Origin of the sequence: Streptomyces sp. HUAS TT7 (genome assembly GCF_051550175.1) — a bacterium.
In the GTDB taxonomy this organism is placed as follows: Bacteria; Actinomycetota; Actinomycetes; order Streptomycetales; family Streptomycetaceae; genus Streptomyces.
Genome location: NZ_CP196176.1, coordinates 147,225 through 171,320 on the forward strand (window position 1 = coordinate 147,225; position 24,096 = coordinate 171,320).

A 24,096-nucleotide genomic window follows, 5' to 3' on the forward strand; every position below is an offset into this window, starting at 1 on the left:
CAGAACCGCTCGGCAACGGCCTGACGTCCGCGCCCGGAGCGGGTCACGAAGTGAAAGCTGCTGGGGCATTCCCCCGCACAAGTGCAGCCCGGGGCAGGTACTGGCGAGCGGACCGGTTCGGCAGCACCACCTGGCCGGACGGCCCCGGCCCACAGCACCTGGAAGACCTCGACGATGGGGCCGACCGCACGAACGCGCGGGCCGTGGGCACCATCCGGCCTGTTGTCCCATCGGCAGAGATCCCGTCAGCGCCTGCCTTCACCGCAACGAGCCCGGATCGGAGACCCGTACCGTGACCCCACTGGTTCCCGCAGCGCGCACCGCAGAACATCTCGTCGCCAACCTGTTCACCATCATTGACGGTCGCAGATGGGACGACCTGCCCGACGTCTTCGCCCCCGACTGCGTCTATGAACGCCCCGGCTACGAACCGCTCACCGGCCTGGCCGACGTGGACTTCTTCTACCGGCACACCCGGATCGTCTCCGTCGGCCGGCACCGGGTCGACCGGGTGGTCTCCGACCTCGGGTCGGCCGCCTGCTGGGGCCGGTTCACCGGGCAGGACCGATTAGGGCATCCGCTGGAGGAGGGCTTCGCGGACACGTATCTGGTGCAGGGCGGAAAGATCGTCCACCGCACCACGTACTTCTTCCGAGCCGCGATCTGACCTGCTCCCCCGCCCCTCTGCGGGGTTCGTGCCGCAAGCCGCCGGCCCAAAGGGGATCGGCTCCGCACCGTCCTGGGATGCCGTTGGTTCATCCCAGGACGGTGCTGAGCCCATCGTTTCCGTCCGCGGTCTCCCGCTTCCGGTGTCCCTCACAAATAGTGGGTCCCGGCCCCGTCACCGATCTCGACGAGCAGCAGACTCCACGCGGCAACCGGGCTGGCGCTGAGCAGCACCGCCCGTTGTCCGTCCGCGAGGCCGCCGCGTTCGAGCTCCGTGTGGAGGTTCAGCAGGACGTCGTTCGGGCCGAGGTGCCCGTACTGCCGGAGGTTGTCGAAGCACGCCGTACTGATCTTGATGTCGAGTGCCTCCTCGGTGAACCGGAAGGCTCCGGCGGACAGGTTGTGGCTGAGGTGGCAGGAGATGTCCCGCGGTTCGAGGCCGTTGCGTTCGAGGAGACGCCGGTACAGCGCGCACAGCCGGTTGCGGGTCTCCACGGCCAGCCGGAAGGAGTAGTCGGGGATGTCGCGGCACTCCTCGCGCCATTGGGCGGTGGGCCGGTCCCGGAAGTCGACGCGGAAGAGGTCCCAGTAGGCGCCGTGGGTCTCCTGGAGGATGTCGAGGATCCGGACCGGCCCTCGGCGGGATACCACGGCTGCCGCACCGCCGTCGCCGCTGACGGTCACCGGGTGCCGGTAGCGCAGCGGCGTCGGCGGCTTGCTGCCGTGTACCACCAGGACGTTGTCCATCTCCCGGTCGGCCGCTAACAGTCCGCGGGCCGCGAGCAGGGCCGGGGTGAGGGAGACGCAGCCGAGACCGCCCACGGAGAACGTCACCGCTTCCTCCGCCCCCAGCAGCGCCTGGAGCCGGGTGGCCGAGGAACTCATCAGCGTTTCCGGGGCCCGGGCGTCGACCAGGATCAGCGCGCCGATGTCGGCCGCCGGGAGCCGGGCCTCCGCCAGGGCCCGGCGGGCGGCCCCGGCCGCGAGATCGAACGCGGACAGCGAACCGTCCGCGCGGACTTCGTCGATGCCGAGCTGCGCACAGCTCTCCCGCTCGGTCGCACCGAGCTGGTCGAGGCCCGGCAGCTCCGCGACGCGCAGCACGCCGTCCGGCTGGTGGAAGGCCATGGCCCTGAGGGCCGTCGTCGGCGCCATTCAGCGCACCCCGTCCGCGTCCTGGGCGGCGGCGAGCTCGGCGAACGCCTCGACCAGGTGGTCGGCGAAGGCCTCCATGTCGGCATCGGCCACCGAACCGCGGGAGACCACCCCGAGTTCGAGCACCCCGCCGATGACGTGGCTCTCGACCACGATCGGTACCTGGGCGAGCAGCGAGTCCGGCAGAACCGACAGGGCCATCGACCGCATCCGGACCGCGTCGCCGCTCAGCTTGGCGAGCCCGTTGTTGGCGTTGGCCAGGTGCTCGACGATGACCGGCGGCTCCGCCAGCGCGCGCAGCTGTGCCACCTCGCAGGTGTGCGGGCTGAGATGGCGCAGGACGCCGTACCCGATGCCGTCGTTGGGAACCGAGAGCGCCGCGCCGGCGACCGGCAGGACCTCGGCGACCGCGGCCCCCGGCGCGACCTTGAGGAAGGCCGGGAACAGGTGGGTGAACCAGCCGAAGGACGCGCTCCGGTCGCCGTGCCACAGCGCGTTCGGCGCGGCCCCCATGCCCAGGGTGCTCAGGTAGGCATCGGGCGTGCCGCGCCACCGGGACCAGGCCACTGCGACCGCGGCCATCGCGGCCTGCTGCCCGGAGGGGCCGCTGTCGGACAGCTGCGGCGCGGGGCGGCCGGCGACGGTACGGCGCACCAGACTCGGCGGCGCGTCGGCCGTGCCGTTCTCGGGCACCGGCTCCAGACCGGCTCCCGCGCTCAGGATCCCCTTCCAGTAGGGGAGTTCACCGGCCACCTCGTCGGACGCGGACATCGCACGCAGCTGCTGGGTCCACTCCCGCCAGGCGGCCCGGCGCGGGACGGCCGGGGCGCCTGTGAACGCCGCGTTCAGGTCCTCGATCAGCGGCACGAACGACAGGGCGTCGTAGACGAAGTGGTGGATGACGAAGAGGATCACGCCGGGCAGGTCGCCGCCGCGGTCGTAGAACCTGGCCCGCAGCAGCGGGCCCCGGCCGAGGTCGATGCCCTCCAGGAGTTCGTCCAGGTCGGCCGCCAGCTGGGCCTGCAGCTGCTCCTCGTCCAGTGGCGGCAGCAGCCTGGCGTCCACGAACGGGGCGTTCTCGCGCTCGGCGCACTCGATGCGCCAGCCGAGGCTGTTGTGGCGGAAGCGGTAGCGCAGCGGCTCCTGGTTCTCGACCAGACGCTCGAACGCCGCACGCACCGCGTCGGCCCGGATGCCCCCGGCCGTCTCCAGGATCACGGGGAGCACGAAGTCCCGTGCGGCGTACCCGGACTCGGCGAGCATGGCCTGCACCAGCGGGCTCGGGGGTACCGGCTCCAGCACGGGTGCGGATACGGCCGCGACGGGCTCCGGCGCGGGAGCGGAGACCTTGGCGGCGACGGCAGCGAGCTCACGCAGGGTCGGGTGGCTCAGCACGTCGTGCGGGGTCAGGCGCAGCCCCGCCCGCTCGGCGCGCGAGGCGACGCCCACGCTCAGCATGGAGTCACCGCCGATCTGGAAGAAGTTGTCGCCCGGCGCCACCCGCGCGACGCCGAGCAGATCGGCCCAGATCCGGCCGAGGACCCGCTCGGCCTCGCGCCCGGCCTCGTCGACGACAACGCCCGGCATCATGGTCGTCGTCACCGCCGTCAACTCGCTCATGCTGGCGTGGTCGGACATCTCTGTCTCCCTCATCCTGTTGCGGTCGAGCTTTCCGTTGCTCGTCTTGGGCAGGTCGTCATGGCGCAGCACGCGGCCGGGCACCATGTAGGCGGGCAGCTCACGAGCCACCCATGCCGTCAGCTCGGTCTCGTCGGGCAGCTGTTCTCCGGCGATGTGGGCCACCAGGAGCGGGGCACCGGAGGGCTGTTGCTCGGCGAGGACGAGCGCCTCCCGCACCTGCGGATGCCGCATCAGGGTGCGCTCGATCTCGGCCGGCTCCACCCGGTGCCCGCGCAGCTCCAGCTGGTCGTCGGCGCGCCCCTGGAACTCCAGGGTCCCGTCGCGGCGGACCAGGGCCAGGTCGCCGGTGCGGTACATGCGGGCACCGGGCTCGTCGCAGAAGGGGTCGGCGACGAACCGGGTCGCGGTCAGGCCCGGCCTGCCGTGGTAGCCGCGGCCGACGTTGACCCCGCCGAGGTAGACCTCGCCGCGCTCGCCGCGCGCCACCGGGCGGCCCCGCCCGTCCAGCAGGTACACCCGGGCGTTGGGGAGCGGCCGCCCGATGTCCGGGAGCGCGGCGGCCCCGGCCCCGGCCTCGGCCACCCGGCCCGCGGTGGCGCACACCACGCACTCCGTCGGTCCGTAGACGTTGAGCAGTGCGAACGGCGCCTTGCGCGGCGGCCGTACCCGCAGGAGGTCGCCGCCCGTGAGCAGCGACCTCAGGACGAGGCCGGGCACCTCGGGGAAGTCGGAGAGCACCAGCTCGGCGAGCGGCGTCGGCATGCCGGCCACGGTGATGCGGTGCTCGGCCAGCTCCTTGAGGAGGTTCTCCGGGGTCTGCAGGGTGTCCTGCACGAAGCACAGGGTCGCGCCGTAGTAGAGGGCGGACATGACTTCGAGCACGGCCAGGTCGAAGCCGGGCGCGGCCAGCTGCGCGATGCGGTCGCCGGCGCCGAGTCCCGTCTCCTCGCCCCACCAGTGCAGCAGGTTGATCAGGCTGCGGTGCTCCGTCTCGCAGCCGAGCGGGTGCCCGGTCGAGCCCGACGTGTGCGAGACATAGGCCAGGTTGGCCGCGCCCGCCCGCTGCGCCGGCGCGGCGTCGGCACCAACATGTCCATGTCCATGTCCATGTCCATGTCCGTCGCCGTCGCCGTCGCCGTCGCCGTCGGCATCAACATCGGCGATCCGGACGACTGGGCCTGCGAGGCCCTCGGCCACTGCGCCCGCACCCGCACCCGCACCCGCACCCGCACCCGCACCGACCAGGGTCACGGGAACGGTGAGCCCCACCAGGATGCTCCGGATCCGCTGCTCCGGCACGGCCGGGTCGATGGTGGCGAAGGCGCCGCCGGCCTTCTGGACGGCGAGCCAGCCGACCACCAGGTCGGCGCCGCGCTCCGCGAGCACCGGGACGACGCTGTCCGGGCCGACGCCGTGCTCGGCCAGTCGCCGCGCCACCCGGTTCGCCCTGCGGTCGATGTCCCGGTACGTGTGGTCGCCTGCACCGTCGACGACGGCGGTCTCGTCCGGGCGCCGCGCGGCGTGCTCCTGGAAGACCTCGCTCACCAGACGCATGTCGGACCAGTCCCGCCGCTCGCCGACGAGGAGCGCCGACCCGCTGTCGTGGACCGCCGGCTCGCCGTCGTGGACGGTCGGCTCTTCGCGGCCCCGGACGAGCTCCTCAAGGGGCCGGTCCGGCTCGTTCATCGCGGCCGCGGCGACGAACTGGAAGAGGTCGACCAGGCGGCGTGCGGTGGCGGGCTCGAACAGGTCGACCGCGTACTCCAGGTAGCCGTCCATCGGACCGCCGTCCTGGTCGTACAGGCCGAAGGTGAGGTCGAACTTGGCGGTTCCCGGGGCGACTCCGGAGACCCCGGAGAGTTCTTCCCCGACGCTCTCGGTGGTGAGGCCCGGCAGGTCGAGGGAGGCCGTGGCGGTGTTCTGGTGGGTGTAGCAGACCGTGAACACCGGATGCCGCGAGGGGTCGCGGTGGTCCGCGTCGGCGACGATCTTGGCGAACGGGATCTCCTCGTGGTCGAGCACCCCGGTGGCGGTGGTCGCGCACCGGGCCACCAGCTCGCGGAAGCTCAGCCCCGGGTCGACCTTCGTGCGGAACGGCAGGAGGTTGTTGAAGTAGCCGATCAGGCCGTGCGTCACGGGGTTGAAACGGCCGGTGGTCGCCGCGCCCACCACCACGTCGCGGTGGCCCGCCCACAGGTGCAGGACCGCGTCGATCACCGCGAGCATGGTGACGAAGCTCGTCGTGCTCTCGCGCACGCTGAAGGCGCGCAGCTGCGCCGCGACTTCCGGGTCGAGCCCGAACTTCACGGAGTCGCCCCGGAAGGACTGCACGGCCGGGCGGGGGTGGTCGAGCGGCAGCTCGGGGAGGTCGAGGCCGCTCAGCTGCGCGCGCCAGAACTCCAGGCCGCGTGCCGTGCGCTCCTCGTCCAGCCACTCGCGCTGCCAGGCCGCGAAGTCCGCGTACTGGACGGACAGTCCGGGCAGCCGGGCCGGGGGTCCGCCGCGCCGGGCCGTGTAACAGGCGGAGAGCTCGCCGAAGAAGACGGCGGGTGTCCAGCCGTCGAAGACGATGTGGTGCCAGGTGTGCAGGACCACGTGGTCCCACTCGCCGATCTTGATGACCACGGTGCGGAACAGCGGTCCGCGCGCGAGGTCGAAGGGCGCCGTCGCCTCGTCCGTCATCGCCCGCGACAGTTCCGCGGTGCGCCGGTCGTCGGGCAGCGCCGCGAGGTCGAGGAACGTCAGCTGCGGCTCGGGCACCTCGTCGAGCGCGTAGGGCCGGCCCTCCTCGTCGAGGATGCGGGTGCGCAGGATCTCGTGCCGGTCCGTCACATCGCGCAGCGCTCCCCGGTACGCCTCCAGGTCGAAGTCGCCGACGTAGCGCAGGTTGGTGGGGATGTTGTACAGCGCGGTGCCCGGTTTCAGCCGGTCCAGGTACCACAACTGCTCCTGGTTGAAGGAGAGCGGCAGCCGGCCGGGGCGCGGTATCGGCGTGATCGTCCAGTCGTCCCGCTCCGTGTCCGCGGCGCGCAGGACGTCGATGCGCGTGGCCAGTTCGCGCAGTGTGGGGTACTGGTGCAGGTCGGAGAAGGTCAGGTGCACGCCGAACTGCTCCTGGGCCTGCCGCAGGACCGTGATGCCCGCGATCGACGTGCCGCCGAGCTGGAAGTAGTTGGAGTCCGGACCGACGCCTTCGGCCTTGAGGACGCCGGCCCAGATCGCGGCCAACTGCCGTTCGGTGTCTGCCCGTTCACTCTGCCGGCCCGGTGCCCCGGGCCGCTCGGCCCCGGCCGCGCCGGCCGGGTGCGCGTCCAGCGGAGCGCCCGGCGGACGGCACCAGCAGGACACCTCGTCGGCGTCGAACGGGTACGTCGGCACCTCGATGCGCCGCAGGCTCCTGTCGGCGTAGTACCGGCTCCAGTCGAGGTCCACGCCGAGTGCGTAGAGCCTGGCGAGCGCGCCGAGCACGCCCTCACGCGAGGGATCCGCGAAGAGGCGTACGACCGCGAGCTCCGGGGCGACCCGGGAGATCTCCCGCGCCAGGGTGCCGTCCGCGGCCAGCTCGACGAGGACGGCGCCCTCTTCGGCGAGGCTGCCCACCGCGCGGCGCAGCCCGGCCTCGTCGACCGTGCTGGTGATCGGGGCATCCGCCGCCTTGCGCCGCGCCTGCTCCGCCGTCGCCGGGTTCTGGATGCTCCGCACCACGAGGTTGCCGATGCCGGAACCGACCAGCCGCGTCTCGGTCAGGCCCAAGGAACGCGCCAGCTCGTAGCCCGCGCGCTGCCGGGCGTGCAGCCGGGCGCCGGGCGAGGTGTCAGCCGTGCCGTCGGCGTCGGCGAGCTCCGGGAAGGCCGTGCGCAGGCCCTCCCACGTCTCGTCGCCGAGTTCGCCGTCACCGGAGAGCAGGAGCACCAGGGGCGCCGCGGCCGACGGCTCCCGCCCGCCGGGACGTGCCGCGCGCAGCAGGGCGGCCAGTTCCTGGTTGTCGCGCGCGGTCGCGGCCCAGCGGTACGGGTGGTCGTCGCGACCCCGGTTCAACGCATGCGCCACGGAGGGGAGTTGGTGTCCGGTGCGGTCCAGGAAGTCAGCGAGGCGCTGAGCGTAGGCGGTGAGGGCCCCGGGTGACTTCGCGGAGAGGGTGACCAGTTCGGGTGCCTGTTCGCCCGGCTCCTCGGCGGGTGCCACGGCGGGCGGCTCCTCGACGACGGCGTGCACGTTGGTTCCGGTCAGTCCGAAGGAGCTCAGGCCCGCCCTGCGGGTGCGGCCGGCCGTGCGTTCCCAGGCCGTCGCGGCCTCGTCGACGTGGACAGGGCCGGTGAAGTCGATGAGCGGGTTGGACGTCTCGAAGTTGGGGTTCGGGTAGCGGGTGCCGTGCCGCAGCCCGGCGAGGACCTTGAAGAGGCCGGCGACTCCGGCGGCGTGGTTGAGATGGCCGATGTTGCCCTTGATCCCGCTGATCCCGCACGGGTCGGTCAGGCCCGCGTCGGCGAAGGCCTGGCGCAGCCCCTCGGCCTCGATGACGTCGCCGAGCCGCGTGCCCGAGCCGTGGGCCTCGATGTAGTCGAGCGGGGCCGTACCGGCCTGCCGCCAGGCTTCGGCGATCACTTCGGCCTGTCCGCGGGCGCTCGGCGCGCTCATGCTCGTGGCACGGAAACCGTTGTGGTTGAGGGCTATGCCCCTCAGTACGCCGTGGATGTGGTCCCCGTCGGCCAGTGCGTCGCCCAGGCGCTTGAGGAGGACGAGTCCGCCGCCTTCGCCGCCGGTGGAACCGTCTGCCCGGGCGTCGAAGGGACGGCACACCCCCTCGGGGGACTCCAGTCCGGCCATGGCCACGCGGTCGCGCTCGGGCACCATCACCGGGTAGATGCTGAGCCCGCCCGCGATCGCCAGGTCCGACTGCCCGTTGCGCAGCTTGTCCACGGCGACGGTGATCGCGGTGAGGCTGCTGCTGCACGCGGTGTCCAGGGCCAGCGCGGGGCCGGTGAGGTCGAACAGGTAGGAGATCCGTGCCGCCACCGCGGAGGGGTGCGCGCCGAGGATCTGCTGCGGGTCGCTGTCGGTGTACAGGCTCGCGTAGTGGGGTTCGGGCGCGCTGAGGACGACCGCGGTGTTGGAGCCCTTCAGGTCGCCGGGCGCGTAGCAGGCGTTCTCGATGGCCTGGTGGGCGAGTTGTGCGGTCATCCGCTGGTGCGGGTCCATCAACTCCGCCTCGCGCAGCGAGAGCCCGAAGAACCGGTGGTCGAACAGGTCGATCCGGTTCAGGTAGCCCATCTTGAGGTAGTCGACGTCCGTGGGCGCCCCGGCGTAGTGCACCCGCTCCTTGCCCGGCGCCCGCACACTGGCCCGCCCGACGAGCAGGTTGTGGTGCAGGGCATCGAGGTCGTAGGCATCGGGGAGGGCGAGGGCGACACCGATGATCGCCACGGCCTCCTGCTCGGAAAGGCTCGGATTCGTCACAGCTCGTACCCCAATTCATCAGTGGTTTCGCGGGCGGGCCCGTCGTCAATGAGCCGGGCCATCGCCTCGACCGTGGTGTGCTCGAAGAGAGCGCCCAACGGCACGGGATGCCGGGCGAGTTCGGCCAGTCGGCTACTCAGTGCAAGGAGGGAGAGCGAGGTCCCGCCGGCGTCGAAGAACTTCTCGTGTACGTCGATCTCGTCGCGGTCGAGCAGCTCCGCCCAGATCGCGGCGACCGCGCGCTCGGTGGCCGTGCGCGGCCGGACCACGGCGGCCTCGGGCCGGGCCTCGGGGCCTCGGGGGTCCGGCAGGGCGTGGCGGTCCACCTTGCCGTGCCGGGTGAGCGGCAGGGCGTCGAGCTCCACGAAGACGGACGGCACCATGTGGTCCGGCAGGCGCCGCGCCAGATGCGCGCGCAGTTCCTCGGCCCCGGAGCCGAAGGACGCCGTGGGGGCGGGCTCGTCGGCCGGGACCACATAGGCCACCAGCTGCTGCCCCCCGGCGCCGCCCGGGCTCTGCCGGGCGACCACCGCCGCCCGGGCCACCCGCGGATGGGCCGCCAGGGCCGCCTCCACCTCGCCGGGCTCCACCCGGAACCCTCGGATCTTCACCTGGTCGTCGGCGCGTGCCCTGAACACCAGCTCACCGTCCTTCGTCCACGTCACCACGTCCCCGGTGCGGTACATCCGCGCCCCCGGCCGGTCACCGAACGGGCAGGCCACGAACCGCTCCGCCGTGAGGCCCGGACGGTGCACATAGCCCCGCGCCAGACCCGAACCCGCCAGGTACAACTCGCCCTCCACGCCCGGCGGGACGGGCCGCAGCAGGTCGTCCAGGACGTACACGCGTGTGTTGTCCATGGGCCGCCCCACCGGGACCACCGCACCGACCCGGTCGGCGGCCGTGATCCGGTGGCAGGTGGCGAACACCGTCGCTTCCGTCGGCCCGTAGGCATTGACGACCGTGACGCCCGGGCAGGCTCGGAGCACCCGCGCCACAGCCGCCGCGGGTACCGCCTCGCCGCCGGTCAGCACCTCGCGCACCCCTGCGAAGCTCTCCGGGCGCTCGTCGGCGATCACCGCGAAGAGCCCCGCGGACATGCACAGCGCGCTCACCCGCTGCTCGGCCATGACCGTGGCGAGCGCGTTGACGTCCAGCCGCCCCGGGGGCGCCACCACGATCCGGCCGCCGTTCAGGAGCGGCACCCACATTTCGTAGCCCGAGATGTCGAACGTGGGCGCCGAGTGCATCAGGACCCGCTCGTGGGCGCCGCCGGGCCACTGCCGGTCGGCCGCGAGGTCCACCAGGGCCCGGTGGCTCACCCCGGCTCCCTTGGGCACCCCCGTCGAGCCCGAGGTGTAGATGACGTACGCCAACCGGTCCGGGCTTCCCTCATCGGGCAGGTCGCCGCCCGGCTGGGCGGATACGGCCGCGGCCGTTGCGGGGTCGTCGACGAGCAGCCGGGGGCAGGTGCCCCGGGGCACGTCGGCCGCCACGGCGGAGGTGGTCACGAGCAGCGCGGGGCGCGCGTCACGCAGCATGAACTCCACGCGCTCCGCCGGGTGGTCGTGGGCCAGCGGCACATACGCGCCGCCGGCCTTCAGGACGGCGAGGACCGCCACGACGTACTCCGGCGAGCGCGGCACGGCCACGGCCACCGCCGACTCCCGGCCCACCCCGCGCCGCACCAGCTCGCGGGCGAGCCGGTTGGCGCGCGCGTTCAGCTCACGGTAGGTCAGCGATTCCCCGCCGCTCACCACCGCGACCGCGTCCGGCACGGCAGCGGCCCGCCGTTCGAAGAGCTCGGGGACCGTCACCTGCGGTGTGGCCACGGCGGTGTCGTTGATCCCCCGGACCAGTCGGTCCCGCTCGGCGGGCGCCAGCGCGTCCACGGTGTCGAGCCGCTTTCGCGGCGCGGCCGTCAATTCCGTCACCAGGCGTACGAATCCGGCCGTCAGGCTCTCCGCCGTGCCGCGGTCGAACAGGTCGGTGGCGTACTCGACGAGCCCGGACAGTTCCTGCCGCGCCTCCATGCCCGGCTCTTCGACGTGGAAGAGCAGGTCGAACTTCGCGGTCCCGGTCACGACCGGTTCGGGGACGGCTCTCAGACCGGGCAGTTCGAGGCTGCCCGCGCCGCCCTGCCAGGAGAACGCCACCTGGAACAGGGGGTGGTGGGCGGTGGAGCGTTCGGGGTTGAGCGACTCGACGAGCCGCTCGAAGGGCACGTCCTGATGGTCATAGGCACTCACCGCCTTGTCCCGCACCTGACGCACCAGGGACTCGAACGACGGATTGCCCGACAGGTTCGCCCGCAGCACCCACGTATTGACGAAGAACCCCACCAGATCGGCCAGCCCCTCATCAGTACGCCCCGCGACCGGCGCACCCACAGTCACATCATCGCCACCACCCATCAGATGCAGCAGCACCACCAGCGCGGACTGCAGCACCATCGGCACGGTCGCGCCCTGCGCCCGCGCCACACCCTCGACCGCCGCCAGAACCTCCGGCCCGATCGTGAAGCCCACCGTGTCCCCCCGATGACTGGGCACCGGCGGCCGCGGCCGGTCCAGCGGCAGCCCCAGCGGCTGCGGAACACCCGCCAACTCCCCCCGCCAGTACGCCAGTTGACCGGCCAGCAGACTCCCCGGATCCCCCTCCTCCCCCAGCAGCTCCCGCTGCCACAGCGTGTAGTCCGCATACTGGACCGGCAGACCGGCCCACTCGGGCGCCTGACCACGCAGGCGTGCCGCATACGCCGCGCCCAGATCACGGGCCAACGGAGCCATCGACTCACCGTCCGCCGCGATGTGATGCAGCAACAACACCAGTACGTGCTCATCCGCACCACACCGCAGCACACACGCCCGCACCGGAATCTCCACCGACAGATCGAAGCGGCGGGCCACCTCCCGGGACACCGCGGCACTCACCTCGCCCGGCGCCACTTCCCGTACGGGCACCGTGAGCACGACGTCACCGGCCGGCACCACCACCTGCGCCGCGACACCCTTGTCGTCCGTCACGAACAGCGTCCGCAGACTCTCGTGCCGCACCACCACATCGCGTACCGCCAACGACAGTGCGCTCACGTCCAGTTCACCGCTGAGGCGGACCACGAACGGGAGGTGGTAGGTGGGCAGCGGCTCAAGCTCGTCGAGGAACTTCAGCCGGTGCTGTGCGAACGACAGCGGTACCCGCTCCGGCCGCGTCTGCGTCCGGCGCAGCGCCGGACGCGACGACCGGGCCCCCAGGCCCTGGCACTCCACCAGCCGCGCCACGGTCGCCGACTCGAACACCGTCCGAACCGGAACCTCCACCCCCAGCACCGCACGCACCCGGTTCACCAGCCGCGTGACCAGCAGTGAGTGCCCGCCCAGATCGAAGAAGTCGTCGTCGATGCCGACCTTCTCCACCCCGAGCACCTCCGCGAACAGGTCGGCCAGGAGCTCCTCCTGACCGGTGCGCGGGGCCCGGTAGGGGGAGGCGCTGGTCAGCTCGGGGGCCGGCAGGGCCCGGTGGTCGAGCTTGCCGTTGGGGGCGACGGGGAGGCGGTCGAGAAGCACGAAGGCGGCGGGGACCATGTAGCCGGGGAGCCGCCCGGCGAGGAAGGCACGCAGCTCTGCCGGGGCCGGCCCGCTCTCGCCCTCGACGGGCACCACGTAGGCGGCCAACTGCCGTGCGCCGTGGGCGTCATGGGCCAGCACGACGGCCTGGGCGACGCCCGGGTGGGCCGTCAGGGCCGCCTCGATCTCACCGGGCTCGACGCGGAAGCCGCGGATCTTCAGCTGGGAGTCGCCGCGGCCGAGGTACTCCAGCTGCCCCCTCTCGTTCCAGCACGCCAGATCGCCGGTGCGGTACATGCGCGCGCCGGGCTCGGCGGCGAACGGGTCGGCCACGAACCGCTCGGCCGTCAGGCCCGGGCGCCCGTGGTAGCCGCGGCTGACGTTGCCCGCGACGTACAGCTCGCCGGCGACGCCGACCGGCACCGGCTGGAGTCCCGGGCCGAGGACGTAGGCGCGCATGTTGCCGAGCGGCGAGCCGATCGGGGTGCTGCCCGCGGGCTCGTCGCCGGGTTCGAGGGTGTGGGCGGTGGCGTAGAACGACTCGGTCTGACCGTAGGCGTTGACGACGCGGATGCCGGGGACGGCTTCGCGTACCCGCCGCACCAGGGCCGCGGGCAACGCCTCACCGGCGAACACCACCGTGTCGGCGGCGAGGGGGCCGCCGCTCTGGTCGAGCAGCTCGGCGAAGACCGACGGCACGGTGGAGACGACGCCGCCGCTCCAGCCGCCGCGCTCACTGATGGCGAGCACGTCGCGGGCGACCTCCAGGGTGCCGCCGTGGGCGAGGGTGGTGACGGTCTCGAAGACGGAGACGTCGAAGTTGATCGACGTGCCGGCCAGCGTGCGGGTGCCCTGGGTGATGCCGGTGCGCTCGGCGAGCCGGAGCACGCCGTTGACGACGTTGGCGTGGGTGACCGCGACGCCCTTGGGGACGCCAGCCGAGCCAGAGGTGTACATCACGTACGCCGCGTTGTCGCCCCGCAGCATGACCTCGGGCCGCGTGGCGTCGCCGTCCGTCCACCCCGGCTCGTCGAGCAGGAGGTGCGGCACGCCCGGCTGCGGCAGCGTGTCGAGGGTGTCGGCGTCGGTGAGCAGCAGTACCGGGCGCGCATCGGCCAGGATGTGCGCAAGGCGCGCGCTCGGGAAGCGCGGGTCGATCGGCAGGTAGGCGCCACCCGCCTTGAGGACGGCGAGGAGCGCGACCACGAGGTCCGCCGAGCGCGGCAGCGACAGGCCCACGACGGTCTCCGGGCCGACTCCCCGGGCGATCAGGTGGCGGGCGAGCCGGTTGGCACGCGCATCGAGGTCCCGGTAGGTCAGGGTGACATCGCCGTGCTCGACGGCGATCGCCTGCGGGGTGTGCTCCACCTGCTGCTCGATGAGGCCGGGGATCGTGACGTCGGGGGTGTGGGTCGCGGTGTCGTTGAAGCCGCGCAACACCAGCTCCCGCTCGTCCGCGGCCAGGACAGCCACCTGACCTGCCAACTGGTGGGGGTCCGCGGCGAGTTGCGCGAGCACCGCCTTGAACCGGTCGGCGATCCGCCGGACCGTCGCACGGTCGAGTGCCTTCGGCTGGTACTGCAGCGTCAGCCGTAGATGAGGGTCGAGTGCGGCGTTCACGGTCAGCGCGTAGTGCGTGCTGGACAGCGGGCGCAGGCCGGTGACCGTGATGCCCGCGGCGTCGTGTGCCTCGCTGAGGCCCATCCGGTCCACGGGGTAGGAGTCGAACGCCACGAGCGTGTCGAACAGCACGCTCGTGCCGGTGGCCCGGTGCATCCCCGTCAGGCCGTAGTGGTGGTGGTCGAGGAGTGCGGCCTGGCGGTGCTGCAGGTCGGTGAGGAGCCGGGCGAGGGGGGCCGCGGGGGCGCACCGCACCCGTACCGGCAGGGTGTTGGCGAAGAGGCCGACCATCGTGTCCACCTCGGGCAGCGCGGCCGGGCGCCCGGACACCGTGGCGCCGAACACGACGTCCTGGCGTCCGGTGAGGCCGGCGAGCAGCACCGCCCAGGCACCCTGCACCAGGGTGTTGAGGGTGATGCCGAGTTCGGCCGCCCGCCGGGCCAGCTCCCGGGCGGTGTCCGTGGGCAGCGGCACTTCGACCTGCCCGTAGCGGGCGTCCTCCGCCTCGGGCCGCTCGGGTGCGGCGGTACCGGAGGCCGCCAGCAGGGTCGGCCCGTCCACGCCGTCGAGTTCCCCGGCCCAGGCGCGCGCAGTCGCTTCCTGGTCCTGATGCGTCAGCCAGCGCAGGAAGTCGCGGTATTCGGGTGCCCGCGGCAGCGCCGAGGCGTCCCCATCGGCCCCGTACAGTCGCAACAGGTCCTGGATGATCAGTGGGAAGGACCAGCCGTCGAACAGCAGGTGGTGCGCGGTGAGGACGAGTTCACAGCGGTCCGCGCCCAAGCTCACCAGGGCCATCCGCAGCAGCGGCGGCACAGCCGGGTCGAAGCGGTTGCCCAGGTCCTCGGCCAGGTAGTGCTCGACGGCCGCGGCGCGAGCGGCCTCGCCCAGGTCCGTTGCGTCGATGTGCCGCCACGGCAGCTCCACGTCCTGGGACACCAGCTGCACCGGGTCCCCGCTGGCGCCGGGCACGAAGGCCGCCCGCAGGTTGGCGTACCGGTTCAGGAGGGCCTGTCCGGCCACGCGCATCCGCTCCGGGTCCACCCGCCCGCGCAGATGGAACACCAACTGCATGTGGTAGGCGTCGAACGACGCGTCGGCGAGCAGCGCGTGGAAGACCAGGCCGGACTGGAGAGGGGTGAGCGGCCACACGTCCGCGAGGCCGCGGTAGGTGCGTTCCCACTGTTCGAGGTCGCGCCGGGCCACCGCCACCAGCGGCACGTCCGAGGGCGTGAGCCCGCCCGCGCCGGGCGCGGCGGCGTGCCGGGCCAAGCCTTCCAGGGCCTGGCGCCACAGCTCTGCCAGCTCCAGCGCCTCCTCGCGTGCCAGCGCACCGGTGGGGAAGGAGAGCACCGCCTCCAGGACCGGTCCCCGCGCGGTGTCGGTGGCCTGCGCATCGATGTGCAGCACGGCCGGTGCGGGCAACTCGGCGTCGGCCGCGGCCGGTTCGACGGTCTCAGCGCTCTGGTGGAAGCCGAGGCCGCGCAGGTCCTGCGGCATGTCGGCCGGGGAGAAGCGGCCGAGGTAGTTGAGTTCGATCTGCGGTGCGGGGTACTGCCTCAGCTCCGCTGCGGTCCGCGGGTTCAGGTGGCGCAGCAGTCCGAAGCCGATGCCGTGGTCCGGGATCGCCAGGAGCTGTTCCTTGACGGTCTTGATCAGTTCTCCGGCGGCCGGTCCACCGGCCAGCACCTCGTCGAGGTCGCACCCGGCGGTGTCGAGGCGCACCGGGAACAGGCTGGTGAACCAGCCGACCGTGCGGGACAGGTCCGCCCCCGGCACGGCGTTCTCCTCGCGGCCGTGCCCTTCGACGCCCATGAGTACGGACGGCGCGTCGCCTCCTCGGGCCCCGCGCCGGCGGGCGACGGCCGCCGCGAGGGCTGCGAGCAGGCCGTCCTGGACGCCGCAGCGGAACGCCGCGGGCAGCGTGGTCAGCAGTGCTTCGGTGACCGGTGTCTCAAGCCGCACCCGCACGGTGTCCACCGTGGGCATGCGGTCCACGGCGGGGTCGAGCCGCCGGGAGCCGAGGACCGGGTCGGGTCCGTCCAGGATCGACTGCCACAGCGGCAGCTCGGCAACCCTGTCCTCGGCGGCCGCCTCCGCCCGAAGGGCGTGCGTCCAGCGCCGCATCGAGGTCGTCACCTCCGGCAGGGCCGGGGTGCGGCCCGCACGGACCTGGGCCCATGCGGCGGCGAGGTCCGGCAGCAGGATGCGCCACGACACCCCGTCCACCACCAGGTGGTGCAGGACCAGCAGGAGGCGGCCCGTGCCGCTGCCCGCCGCCGGGTCGAACCACACGGCCTGGACCATCACCCCGGCATCCGGGTCCAACCGCGCTGTCGCGGCGTCCAGTTCCGTCGCGGCCGTCCGCCGCCACCGCGCGTCCCAGTGGCCGTCGCACGGGACGCGGCGGATCAGCGCCGCCGTATCCACCGAGCCCGGCGGGTCGACCAGCAGGTCCCCGTCAGGGTGCTCCTCCAGCCGCGACCGCAGGATGTCGTGGCGGTCGAGGACCGCGCTCAGGGTGGCGGTCAGCCCTGCTCCGTCGATGCCGTCCGGCAGCTCCACCAGGGCCGACATGGCGAACCGGGCCCAGCTGCCGCCGAGTTCGCGCAGCTGCAGGTCGATCGGCGGCAGCGGCATCCGGCCCACGCCACCGCCGTCGAACTCTTCGAGCACCGCGCCCGCGGCGGGCTGCCGGTGGGCCGGGGCGAGCCGGGCGAGAGCGGCCACCGTGCGGGCCTGGAAGATCTGGCGCGGGCTGACCTCCACGCCACGGGCCCGGGCCCGGGACACCACCTGGATCGAGCGGATACTGTCCCCGCCCACGGTGAAGAAGTCGTCGTCGGTGCCGACGCGGTCCACGCCGAGCACCTCGGCATACACGGTGGCCAGGATCTTCTCCGTCGGGGACTGCGGCGCGCGGTACCGGCTGTCGCCGGACTCGGGCTCGGGCAGGGCCGCCCGGTCCAGCTTCCCGTTGGGCGCCAGCGGCAGCCGGTCCAGGACCACGAACACGGCCGGGACCATGAACTCGGGCAGCCGGTCCGCCGCGAACCGGCGGACCTCGCCCACCGACACACCGCCGGCGAGGTCGATGTCGTCGGCGCCCGCGCCGGCGTGGTGCACGGGAACCAGGTATCCGACGAGCTGCCGGTGGGCCCCCCTCCCCTCGCGGACGGCCACCGCGGCTTGCGCCACGCCGGGGTGGGCGGTCAGAGCGGCCTCGACCTCACCGGGTTCGATGCGCAGCCCGCGGACCTTCAGCTGTGCGTCGGCGCGGCCCGCGTACTCCAGTTGCCCCGCGCCGGTCCAGCGGGCCAGATCGCCGGTGCGGTACATCCGTGCCCCGGCGGGCCCGAAGGGGTCCGCCACGAATCGTCCGGCAGTGAGCGCGGGCCGCCCGTGGTAGCCGCGGCCCACCGCACCCGCGACGTACAATTCGCCGACCACGCCCGGCGCGACGGGGGCGAGCCCCGGCCCCAGCACATAGGCACGCATGTTCCCCAGCGGCCTGCCGATCGGCGCGCTGCCCGTGGCACCGCATCCGTCGTCGGGCTCGGCCGCGGTCGCGTAGAAACTCTCGCTCTGCCCATAGGTGTTGACCACCCGCACGCCGGGCAGGGCGGCCCGCACGCGCGCCACGAGTGCGGCGGGCAGTGCCTCGCCCGCGAAGACCAGGGTGTCCACCTGCACGCGGTCGGCGATCTCGTCGAGGAGCTCCGCGAAGACCGACGGCACGGTACTGATCACGGCACCGGTCCAGCTGTCCCGCTCGGCGAGCTCCAGGACGTCCCGGACCACCTCGACCGAGCCGCCGGCCGACAGTGCGGTGACGATCTCGAACACCGAGACGTCGAAGGCGACCGACGTCCCGGCGAGGATCCGCGACCCGGCCGTGACCCCGGTCGCGGGCGCGAGGCGCAGTACCCCGTTCACGACGCCGTGATGGGTGATCGCGACGCCCTTCGGGGTCCCGGTGGAGCCCGAGGTGTACATCACGTAGGCGAGGTTGCGGGGCGACAGCGCGGCCGTCCGTTCCTCGTCCCGCAGGTCCGTGCCGTCGCCGTCGGCGAGGTCCAGCTCGTCCAGGAGCAGCCGGACCGCCCGGCCGTCGTCCTGCGGCAGGACGCCCTGCGTCGCGGAGTCGGTCAGGATGCACTGCGGGCGTGCGTCGGACAGGACGAAGCCGAGGCGGCGGCTGGGATAGCGCGGGTCGATGGGCAGATGGCCGGCGCCGGACTTCAGGATGCCGAGCAGCCCGGCGACCAGGTCGGCCGAGCGCGGCAGGGCGAGCCCCACCAGCTGCTCCGGTCCTGCGCCGTGTCGTACGAGTTCCCGCGCGATCCGGTTGGCGCGGGCGTTCAACTCCGCATAGGTCCAGGTCACTTCACCGCACACGACCGCGACCGCGTCCGGTGTGGCGGCCGCCTGCCGCTCGAAGAGCGCGGGAAGGGTCAGGTCCGGGGTGGCCACGCCCGTGTCGTTGAGGTCGTACAGCAGCCGCCGCCGCTCCCCCGCCTCCAGCACATCCAGCGCCGCGACCCGCGCGTTGGGGTCGGCCGCCACCTGCCGCACCACCTGTACGAACCGTGCCGCGAGGGCCTCGGCCGTACCCCGGTCGAACAGGTCGGTGGCGTACTCGACCTCACCCGAGACGCCCTGCCCCGGTGTGTCGACCATGCTGAACAGCAGGTCGAACTTGGCGGTCGCGGTCGGGACGGGGGCGAACCGGGCCTTGAGACCGGCCGGTTCGAGGTCCTCGTGGGCGATGGTCTGCCAGGCGAACATCACCTGGAACAGGGGGTGGTGGGCGGTGGAGCGTTCGGGGTTGAGTGACTCGACGAGCCGCTCGAAGGGCACGTCCTGGTGGTCGTAGGCACTCACCGCCTTGTCCCGCACCTGACGCACCAGGGACTCGAACGACGGATTGCCCGACAGGTTCGCCCGCAGCACCCACGTATTGACGAAGAACCCCACCAGATCGGCCAGCCCCTCATCAGTACGCCCCGCGACCGGCGCACCCACAGTCACATCATCGCCACCACCCATCAGATGCAGCAGCACCGCCAGCGCGGACTGCAGCACCATCGGCACGGTCGCGCCCTGCGCCCGCGCCACACCCTCGACCGCCGCCAGAACCTCCGGCCCGATCGTGAAGCCCACCGTGTCCCCCCGATGACTGGGCACCGGCGGCCGCGGCCGGTCCAGCGGCAGCCCCAGCGGCTGCGGAACACCCGCCAACTCCCCCCGCCAGTACGCCAGTTGACCGGCCAGCAGACTCCCCGGATCCCCCTCCTCCCCCAGCAGCTCCCGCTGCCACAGCGTGTAGTCCGCATACTGGACCGGCAGACCGGCCCACTCGGGCGCCTGACCACGCAGGCGTGCCGCATACGCCGCGCCCAGATCACGGGCCAACGGAGCCATCGACTCACCGTCCGCCGCGATGTGATGCAGCAACAACACCAGTACGTGCTCATCCGCACCACACCGCAGCACACACGCCCGCACCGGAATCTCCACCGACAGATCGAAGCGGTACCCGGCCTCCGCCGCCACCGCGGCACTCACCGCATCGGGGGCCACCTCCCGCACCGGCACGTCGAGCACGACGTCCTCGCCCGGCACCACCACCTGCCAGGCAACGCCCCGGCCGTCCGCCTTGAACAGCGTCCGCAGACTCTCGTGCCGCACCACCACATCGCGTACCGCCGACGCCAACGCCTCCGTGTCCAGCTCACCGCTCAGGGGCAGCACGTACGGCAGGTTGTAGGTGGCCGAAGGGCCCTCGTACCGGTGCAGGAACCACAGGCGACTCTGCGCGTACGACAGCGGCACCCGCTGCGGGCGCACCTCGGCCCGCCGCAACACCGCGCGCGACGACCGCACCCCCGTCGGCAAGGACTCCGCGAGCCGCGCCACCGTCGACGAGTCGAACACCACCCGGGCGGGAACCTCCACCCCCAGCACCGCACGCACCCGGTTCACCAGCCGCGTGACCAGCAGTGAGTGCCCGCCCAGATCGAAGAAGTCGTCGTCGATGCCGACCTTCTCCACCCCGAGCACCTCCGCGAACAGCTCACACAGGACCTGCTCCCGCCCTGTCCGCGGAGCCCGCCCGTCGGCGCCGCGCGCGTAGTCGGGAGCGGGCAGCGAGCGCCGGTCCAGCTTTCCGTTCGGGTTCAACGGCACCTCGGCCAGCGGCACCACCGCCGACGGCACCATGTACTCCGGCAGCCGCTCGGCCACGAAGGCGCGCAGCTCGGCGGAGGCCGGCCCGGTGCGGCCGTCGGCGGGCACCACGTAGCCCACCAGGCGCCGGTCACCGTCGTGCTCGGCGCAGACGACGACCGCCTGAGCCACTGCGGGGTGCGAGCCCAACACTGCCTGGACTTCGCCGAGTTCGATGCGGAATCCGCGGATCTTGACCTGGTTGTCGGCGCGCCCGTGGAAGACCAGCTGGCCGTCGGGGGTCCAGGTGACCACGTCGCCGGTGCGGTACATCCGGCGGCCGGGTGCACCGAACGGGCAGGCCACGAAGCGTCCGGCGGTCAGGCCCGGCCGGCCGAGGTAGCCGCGCGCGAGCGACGCGCCCGCCACGTACATCTCGCCGGGCACCCCCGCCGGCACCGGCCGCAGCGCGTCGTCCAGAACGTACATCTGCGTGTTGGCGATCGGCCGGCCGATGGGCGGTGTGCGGCCGTCGGCCGTCAGCGGATCGCTGAACGTCACGATCGCCGTGGTCTCGGTCGGTCCGTAGGCGTTGACCATGTCCCGGCCTTCGGACCAACCGGTCACGAGTTCCGGTGTGGCCGCGTCGCCGCCCACCGCGAGGCAGGTCACGCCGGGCAGCGAGCCGGGCGGCAGCGCCCCGAGGACCGCGGGCGGCAGGAAGACATGGGTCACCCGCTGGGCGGCGATCGTGTCGATCAGCGGCGAGCCGGGGGCCAGTCGGTCCTGGGGGGCGAGGATCAGCGTGGCGTCCGTGAACAGCGCCATGCACACCTCGTAGACCGAGACGTCGAAACTCGGCGAAGCGAACTGCAGCACGCGGCTCGTGGCCGTCAGACCGAGCCGGGCCCGCTGGGTCGCGACCAGGTCGGCCAGTCCGAAGTGGGTGACGGCCACGCCCTTCGGCCGCCCGGTCGAACCCGAGGTGTAGATCACGTACGCGGCGTTCGCGACGGACAGCGGGCCCTTTCGGTCGGCGTCGGTCAGCGGCGCGGGGTCGAGCCGCGCCAGCGTCGCGGTGATGTCCGCGGCGTCCAGTCGCAGGACCGGCGTCGCCAGTTCGGGCAGCCGGTCGGCGGTCGTCGTGTCCGCCAAGACCATCAGGGCGGCGGAGTCCGCGAGCATGTAGGCGATCCGGTCCGCGGGATACGCCGAGTCCACCGGCAGATAGGTGCCGCCGGCCTTCATGACGGCCAGCAGCGCCACCACAAGGTCGGGCGAGCGCGGCAGCGACACCGCCACCACCGTCTCCGTCTCCACCCCACGCCGGATCAGCTCGCGCGCCAGCCGGTTCGCCCGTGCGTCCAGCTCCCGGTAGGACAGCGCCTCGTCGCCGCACACCAGCGTCACCGCGTCGGGCGTCACCGCGGCCCGCCGCTCGAAGAGCGCGGGGACGGTGGCGGCCTCGACCGGGACGGCGGTGTCGTTGTTCTGGTTGAGCAGCCTCTCGTGCTCGGCGGGGCCGAGCAGATCGAGGCGGGCCAGGGGCACGTCGGGCTCGGCAGCGATCCGGCGAAGGACGCGTGCGAGCCGCTCGGCGAGCGCCCCGGCGCCGTCGGGGTCGAGGAGTTGGCGCCGGTACTGCAGAGCCACCTGGAGACGCGGTCCGGCGGCGACGGTCACCGTCAGCGGGTAGTGGGTGCCGGCGAACGCCCGGACACCGGCGACCTCGATGCCCGCGCCGCCGCCGTCCAGGTGGTCCAGGTGGTCCAGGTGGTCCACCGTGAACGTCTCGGACGTCACCAGGGTGTCGAACAGGAGGTTCGTGCCGGTCGCCCGGTGAATGTCGGCAAGGCCGCAGTAGTGGCCGGCGAGGGCCTCCTGCCGCTGTTGCATCCCGCGCAGCAGATCCGCCACGGTGTCGGTGGGCGCGAGCCGCGCCCGTACCGGAAGCGTGTTGACGAAGAGCCCGGCCATCGCGTCCACGCCGGGCACCTCGGCCGGACGCCCGGGCACGGTCGCGCCGAAAACGACGTCCTTCTGTCCGGTCAGCCCGCCCAGCAGCAGCGCCCAGGCTCCCTGCACCAGGGTGCCCACGGTGACGCCCAACTCGGCTGCCCGCCTTGAGAGTTCGCCTGCCGTCTGCTCGGTCAGAGCCACCTCTGCCTCACCAAGCCCGCCGTCCTGCGGCTCCGCCCCGTCACCGCCGGATCCGACGACCGGGGCCAGCAGGGTCGGCTCCTCCACCCCCGCCAGCTCCTCGGCCCACACGCGGGCCGCGGCGTCCCGGTCCTGCCCGGACAGCCACCGCACGAAGTCTCGGTACTCGGGAACCCGCGGCAGCGCCGAGGCGTCCCCATCGGCCCCGTACAGTCGCAACAGGTCCCGTACGATCAGCGGGAACGACCCGCCGTCGAACAGCAGGTGATGAGCCGTCAGAACCAGCTCGGAGCGCTCGTCCCCGGTCCTCACCAGGGCCATCCGCAACAGCGGCGGCACGGCCGGGTCGAAGCGGTGGCCCAGGTCCTCGGCCAGGAGGGCCTCGAACGCCTCCGTGGCCTCAGCCTCTCCCGCCAGATCCGCCTCGCGCCAGGGGAGCTCCACGCCGCCCACCACCACCTGCACCGGCTCCCCGTCGGCGCCCGCCGCAAAAGCCGTGCGCGCATGAGCGTGCCGGTTGAGGAGCGCCTGGCCGGCCGCCCGCATCCGCGCAGCGTCGACCCGCCCCCGCAGGTGGAGGACGAACTGCATCTGATAGGCGTCCCGCGACGAGTCGTCGAGCACCGTGTGGAACAGCAGCCCCTCCTGGAGCGCTGTCAGCGGCCACACCTCCACGAGCCCCGGATACTGCCGCTCCCACACCTCCAGTTCATGCCGTCCCACCGCCGCCAGCGACACCGCCACCGTCCCGATCCGCCGACCGGGCTCGGCCGCCACCTGTCGCACGACCCGCACGAACTGCTCCGCGACCGCCTCCGCCGCCTCCTGGTCGAACCGGTCACCGGCGTACTGCGGCGTGCCGGCGACACCCTGTCCTGAGCGGCCGGAAAGGAGGCGGGACACATCGGAGGGAAGGCACTGCGGGCCGTCGTCCATGCTCCCGGCCCGATCCCGGACCCGCCGGACCAGCACCGTGAACGGCGGATCGTCCTTCACCAGCTCCGTCAATGACGCCAAGGCATCGGCAAGGAGCCACGGCGTCCCCGCCGCGCCCTCGTCACCTGTCCCTGGACGCCCCGCCACCGGCAGTCCCATCGCCAGGCCGTCAGCCCCGCCCAGCCGGTGCAGCAGCACCACGAACGCCGCCCTCAGCACCAGGGGAGCCGTCGCGCCCAGCCGGCCGGCCGTCTCCTCGACCGAGCACACGAGTTCGTCGTCGAGGCGGAATGCCACCGCTCCGCCGGAGCGCGGAAGGATTCCCGGCTCGCCCGAACCGGGATACAGAAAGGTAGTCACGGAAAACCGCACTCCCATCGGGTTGGGGGGTGGAACGCAATACGCCCCCTGCGCGGCGAGAACTGCCGGAACAGGCGACGGGAACCCCCATCACCATGACGGACGGCCCGCCCGACAGCTCTTTTCCTCCGACTGCTCTACAGTGCATCTCAAGCGGAGAACCGGCTCGGACTATTGCCGCGCAGGGATTTTCTCCGCATCGCCGAGGCGAGATTCCGGCGATCACGCAACAGCACTGGGCTGCGGCTTATCGGACACAACCGCAGGTCGGCGGGTATCCCGGTTGGCCCGGCCCACCGCGCCCCCCACATAGGGGCGGTCGCCTTTCACGAGAAGCCCCCGGTTGATTTTCAGCCATAAACCCCGCGCC

Annotated in this window: 4 protein-coding genes; 1 reads left to right on the forward strand and 3 read right to left on the reverse strand. The window is 72.8% G+C overall.

What is annotated here, in order from left to right; translation table 11 throughout:
* The first annotated feature begins 292 nt into the window (after positions 1 to 292).
* On the forward strand, positions 293 to 667 hold the full coding sequence (locus tag ACSHXC_RS41235; protein ID WP_438297289.1) for a nuclear transport factor 2 family protein: 375 nt from the start codon (positions 293 to 295) through the stop codon (positions 665 to 667).
* Positions 668 to 816: 149 nt separating this feature from the next.
* Here the strand turns inward: ACSHXC_RS41235 and ACSHXC_RS41240 are convergent, their stop codons facing one another.
* The 3 genes from ACSHXC_RS41240 to ACSHXC_RS41250 are packed head-to-tail and all read right to left on the reverse strand — an operon-like array spanning position 817 to position 23,726.
* Positions 817 to 1,821 (reverse strand): 3-oxoacyl-[acyl-carrier-protein] synthase III C-terminal domain-containing protein, encoded by a 1,005-nt coding sequence (locus ACSHXC_RS41240; protein ID WP_438297291.1) that lies wholly within the window; start codon positions 1,819 to 1,821, stop codon positions 817 to 819.
* On the reverse strand, positions 1,822 to 8,919 hold the full coding sequence (locus ACSHXC_RS41245; protein WP_438297292.1) for an amino acid adenylation domain-containing protein: 7,098 nt from the start codon (positions 8,917 to 8,919) through the stop codon (positions 1,822 to 1,824).
* Positions 8,916 to 23,726, reverse strand: coding sequence for an amino acid adenylation domain-containing protein (locus ACSHXC_RS41250; RefSeq protein ID WP_438297294.1), 14,811 nt, complete (start codon positions 23,724 to 23,726; stop codon positions 8,916 to 8,918). Before ACSHXC_RS41250 ends, ACSHXC_RS41245 begins: the two co-directional genes overlap by 4 nt.
* Positions 23,727 to 24,096 lie beyond the last annotated feature (370 nt).